A 5,032-nucleotide genomic window follows, 5' to 3' on the forward strand; every position below is an offset into this window, starting at 1 on the left:
CCCGCGCGTGCGCCGTGCCCCCGCGCGTGCGCCGTGCCCCCGCGCGTGCGCCGTGCCCCCGCGCGTGCGCCGTGCCCCCGCGCGTGCGCCGTGCCGCCGTGCCGCTGCGCCCGCGCCCGTCGTTCCGTGGGTGGGTGGGGCGCGCGATCGGGCCCGGGAGCGCCCTCGCGGCGTAGCCATTCCGGGGCCGGTGGGGCCGGAGGTGGGCATGAGGGGGGAGGGGGCGGTGGGGTGCGTAAACGCGGTCCCGGAGGCGTGCATTTCCCGTGCAACTGTGTAATGGTAATTACATGGCAACAGACGACGACACCGCGCAGATTCACGGCTGGTTCACCGGACGGCTGCCCGAGGGCTGGTTCACCGGTGCGCCCGAGATCGTCAGGGACCGCGAGGAGATCGCGGTGCTCGGCGCCCTCCCCGACCCCCCGGACGACGTCCCGGAGGCCGAGCGGGCCGCTCTGGTCGAAGGGCTGGCAAGGAGGTTCAGGGAGGAGACGCGCGAGCGGCGGATCGAGATCGCCCGGGAGGCCGAGCGCAAGTTCCGGCAGAAGGTGTCCTGGGGTGTGGTCTGCGGCGGCGAGACTGTGATGTTCACCACACTCTCCGTGCCCGTGATGACCCGGCTGCGCCAGACGGAGCGGCAGGTGCTGGACACGCTCGTGGCCGCGGGAGTGGCCAGGAGCCGCAGCGACGCGCTCGCCTGGTGCGTACGTCTGGTCGGCAAGCACACCGACACCTGGCTCGCCGACCTGCGGGACGCGCTCCAGCACGTCGACCGCGTTCGCTCCGAGGGGCCCGACGTCAATTCCTGAGACCACGCAGCGGAAACGGGCGCGGAAATGGACTAAACCACTGGGGAAATTGGTTTAGACCATCGGAATTGGACTGGACCACTGCATGTTAATTCTCTTTTAAATCTGCGAGGGCTGGGTAGGCTCCACCAATCGTCAGGGCCGCTGCCTGCGGCGACGGTTCAAGCCAACAGGTCTATGCCAATTGGCTTTCATGCCGCTTCGTCGTTAATGATGACTGGGCCCTGAGACAGTGGAGGAGTCGCAGTCGTGTCCGTTTCCGTGGAAGTGCCCGCACCGACCAGCAATGGCGAATTGGCCGCGTGGGTGAACGAGATCGCCGCCCTGACCCAGCCAGACCGGATCGAGTGGTGCGACGGGTCCGAAGAGGAGTGGACGCGCCTGACCAACCTGCTCGTTGATCAGGGGACGTTCACGCGACTCGCCGCCCGGCCCAACAGCTTCTACGCCAAGTCCGACCCCAGCGACGTGGCCAGGGTCGAGGACCGTACCTTCATCTGCTCCGAGCGCGAGGAGGACGCGGGCCCGACCAACAACTGGATCGCGCCCGACGAGATGCGCCGGACGTTCCGGCAGCTCTTCAAGGGCTGCATGCGCGGCCGCACGATGTACGTCGTGCCGTTCTGCATGGGCCCGCTCGGCGGCGAGATCTCGCAGCTCGGCGTCGAGATCACCGACTCTCCGTACGTCGCCGTCTCCATGCGGATCATGACCAGGATGGGGGACAGGGCGCTCCGCCTGATCGAGCAGAGGGGCGAGTTCGTCAGGGCGGTCCACTCCGTCGGGGCGCCGCTGGAGCACGGTCAGCAGGACGTGCCCTGGCCGTGCAGCTCGACGAAGTACATCAGCCACTTCCCCGAGACCCGCGAGATCTGGTCGTACGGCTCCGGCTACGGCGGCAACGCCCTGCTCGGCAAGAAGTGCTACGCCCTGCGCATCGCCAGCGCCATGGCCCGCGACGAGGGCTGGATGGCCGAGCACATGCTGATCCTCAAGCTCACGCCGCCGTCCGGCGAGACCCGTTACGTCGCGGCCGCCTTCCCGAGCGCCTGCGGCAAGACCAACCTCGCCATGCTCCAGCCCACGATCCCGGGCTGGAAGGTCGAGACGATCGGCGACGACATCGCCTGGATGCGCTTCGGCGACGACGGCCGCCTCTACGCGATCAACCCGGAGGCTGGCTTCTTCGGCGTCGCGCCCGGCACCGGCCAGGTGACCAACGCCAACGCGATCAAGACGCTCTGGGGCAACAGCATCTTCACCAACGTCGCGCTCACCGACGACGGCGACGTGTGGTGGGAGGGGCTGACCGAGGAGCCGCCGGCGCACCTGACCGACTGGAAGGGCCGTTCCTGGACGCCCGGCGGCGACGAGCCGGCCGCCCATCCGAACGCCCGCTTCACGACTCCCGCCGCCCAGTGTCCGACCATCGCACCCGAATGGCAGGACCCCAAGGGTGTGCCCATCTCAGCGATCTTGTTCGGCGGTCGCCGCGCCACCGCCGTGCCTCTGGTCACAGAGTCGCTGAGCTGGGAGCACGGCGTCTTCCTCGGAGCCAACGTCGCCTCCGAGAAGACCGCCGCGGCCGAGGGCAAGGTCGGCGAGCTGCGCCACGACCCGTTCGCCATGCTGCCGTTCTGCGGCTACAACATGGGCGACTACTTCGACCACTGGCTGGAGATCGGCCGCCGCAAGGGCGCCAAGCTGCCGCGGATCTACTACGTCAACTGGTTCCGCAAGAACGCCGAGGGCAGGTTCATCTGGCCGGGCTTCGGCGAGAACAGCCGCGTGCTCAAGTGGATCGTCGACCGGCTCAACGGCGAGGCCAAGGCCGTGCCGACGGCGATCGGCCTGCTGCCGGCCGACCTCGACACCAAGGGCCTGGACCTGACCGAGGAGGACCTGCGCACCCTCCTGTCGGTCGACAAGGAAGTGTGGCGCGAGGAGGCGTCGCTGATCCCGGCCCACTTCGACAAGTTCGGCTCGCATCTGCCGAAGGAGCTGTGGGACGAGTACAACGCCCTGCTGGACCGTCTCGGCTGATCCCCTCGTGCGGTACGGCGGCTCCGTCCCACTCGACGGAGCCGCCGGCGAAATTCGAATAATCTAAATGAGCAGAACGAAACCTTTACCTCTGCCTTACGCGTCCTTCCGATAACCAGCCTTATTCGGCTGTACGGAGGGAGGCCTAAATGGACCTGTTCCTGCTGATCCTTTCGGTGGCTCTGGCCGCGACTGCCTTAACCACCGCCTCCGCATTCAAACGCGAGCGCGCCGTCCCGACGACGTCCCGTACTCGCGCCATGGGCCGGAAACTGAGCCACTACGAGATCGCCTATCTGGCGGGCGGCCCGCAGCAGGTGGCCGGAACGGCCATCGCTCTCCTGACCGGCTCGGGAGATCTGCGCGTGGCACGCGGGGGGCACGTGCACAGCGTCCACGCGCGGTCGGTGTCGCGGGACCCCGTCGAGCAGGCGGTGCTGGCCACCGTCGCCGACCGTTCCGGACTCACGGCGTCCGCGCTCAAGACCGAGGTGCGCAGGAGCCTGGCGATGGACGAGCTCAAGCGCCACCTCACGGACGCCGGCCTGGTCCTGCCCGGCGACCGCGCCAGGCGGCTCGACCGGCTGGCCGCCGGCCTTCAGGTGGTGTCGGCGCTGGCCTTCGCGGGGGTCGTGGCGACCGTGGTCACCGTGCTCACCGAGGGCACGAAGCCGCTCCTCGCGTTCTCGCTGATCGCCCTGGCGATCACCGGCACGGGCGGGGCCGCCGCGATCGCCAACCGCCGGAAGTCCCGTCGGCACAAGCTCACCGCCCACGGGGTGGAGCGGCTCGGCAACGCCAGGAAGACGCACCCGCTGGGCTCGGGCGGCGGGCGGGTGCATACCGCGCTGTACGGTCCGGGCGCGCAGGTGAAGGCCGACCTGCGCGCGGCCAGGGCGGCCCGCCGGCCCGGGCGGCGGGCGACGTACGGTGGCGGCTACAGCGGATCCAGTGGATGCAGCAGCGGCGGAGGAGGCTGCGGCAGCTCGTCGAGCTGCGGCGGCGGGAGCGGCTGCGGCGGCGGCGGTTGCGGGGGAGGAGGGAGCTGACATGGCCGAGCCGGGAGCACGGCAGCGTACCGGGGTCGAGCTGGGGGTGGGGATCGGCTGGCGGGCCGAGCTGGACCTGTCCATCGAGCGGATGCCCGGCGTCGACTTCCTCGAGGTCGTCGCCGAGAACGTCAAGCCGGCCGACCTCCCCGAGTCGTTACGCGTGCTGCGCACCAGGGGGCTGCCGGTGGTCCCGCACGGGGTGTCGCTCGGCGTCGGCGGCGCCGAGCCGCCCTCCCCGGCCCGGCTGGCCCACCTGGCCGCCTGCGCGGAGGCGCTGGACGCGCCGCTGGTCAGCGAGCACCTGGCGTTCGTACGGGGCGGCGGCATCGAGGCCGGGCACCTGCTGCCCGTGCCGCGCACCCGCGAGTCCCTGCGGGTCATCACCGAGAACGTGCGCAGGGCCCAGGACGCGCTGCCGGTGCCGCTCGCCCTGGAGAACGTCGCCGCCATCTTCGGCTGGCCGGACGACGAGCTGACCGAGGCCCAGTTCCTCGCCGAGCTGGTCGAGCGCACCGGGGTCGGGCTGCTGATCGACGTGGCCAACCTCTACACCAACCAGTTCAACCTGGGGCTGTCGGCCACGGACGCGCTCGACGCGCTGCCGCTGGAGCACCTCGCGTACGTCCACGTGGCCGGCGGGTACGAGCACCACGGCATCTGGCACGACACGCACACCACCTCCGCGCCGGAGCCGGTGCTCGACCTGCTCACGGAGCTGTGCGCCCGCGCCACCCCGCCGGGGGTGCTGCTGGAGTGGGACGACGAGTACCCGAGCGACGCCGCCCTGGGGAACGAGCTGGCCAGGATCCGCGCGGCGATGTCCGCGGCAGGGGAGTCCGAATGACGGACCGGCGCGACTCCCCGGCCGGCGGCCCCTCGGCGGTGGCGGACGCCGAGGGGCTGGGGGAGGCCGAAGGGCTGGGGGAGGCGCGGCGGCGGCTGGCCGAGGCGCAGGGACACGTCGTGGCGGCGCTCGTCGCCGGCGCGGAGCTGCCCCAGGGGTTCGACCCGGAGCGGATGCGGGTGCAGGCGTCGAGCCTGGTCGCCAAGCGGCGCGGCATCGTGGCCAGGATCCGGCCCGACGCCGCCGCCGCGGCCGGCCCCGACCTGCCCGCGGAGTTCGCC

The 5,032-nt window shown here is 70.9% G+C and carries 5 protein-coding genes; all 5 read left to right on the forward strand.

The window, feature by feature from the left end; translation table 11 throughout:
• The first annotated feature begins 290 nt into the window (after positions 1-290).
• A complete protein-coding gene (locus ACWDX9_RS59850) occupies positions 291-812 on the forward strand; it encodes a hypothetical protein (RefSeq protein WP_449972724.1) in 522 nt (173 codons plus the stop codon).
• 249 nt (positions 813-1,061) lie between these two features.
• Positions 1,062-2,855, forward strand: coding sequence for a phosphoenolpyruvate carboxykinase (GTP) (locus tag ACWDX9_RS59855; RefSeq protein ID WP_449972727.1), 1,794 nt, complete (start codon positions 1,062-1,064; stop codon positions 2,853-2,855).
• A 149-nt stretch (positions 2,856-3,004) separates the two neighbouring features.
• Positions 3,005-3,904, forward strand: a complete 900-nt coding sequence (locus ACWDX9_RS59860) for a TIGR04222 domain-containing membrane protein (RefSeq protein ID WP_449972730.1) — start codon at positions 3,005-3,007, stop codon at positions 3,902-3,904.
• Between the two features lies 1 nt (position 3,905).
• Positions 3,906-4,751, forward strand: a complete 846-nt coding sequence (locus tag ACWDX9_RS59865; RefSeq protein ID WP_449972733.1) for a DUF692 domain-containing protein — start codon at positions 3,906-3,908, stop codon at positions 4,749-4,751.
• On the forward strand, positions 4,748-5,032 hold a 285-nt coding region (locus tag ACWDX9_RS59870; protein WP_449972736.1), incomplete at its 3' end, for a hypothetical protein. The genes ACWDX9_RS59865 and ACWDX9_RS59870, both read left to right, overlap by 4 nt.

The organism is Nonomuraea sp. NPDC003201, assembly GCF_053590415.1.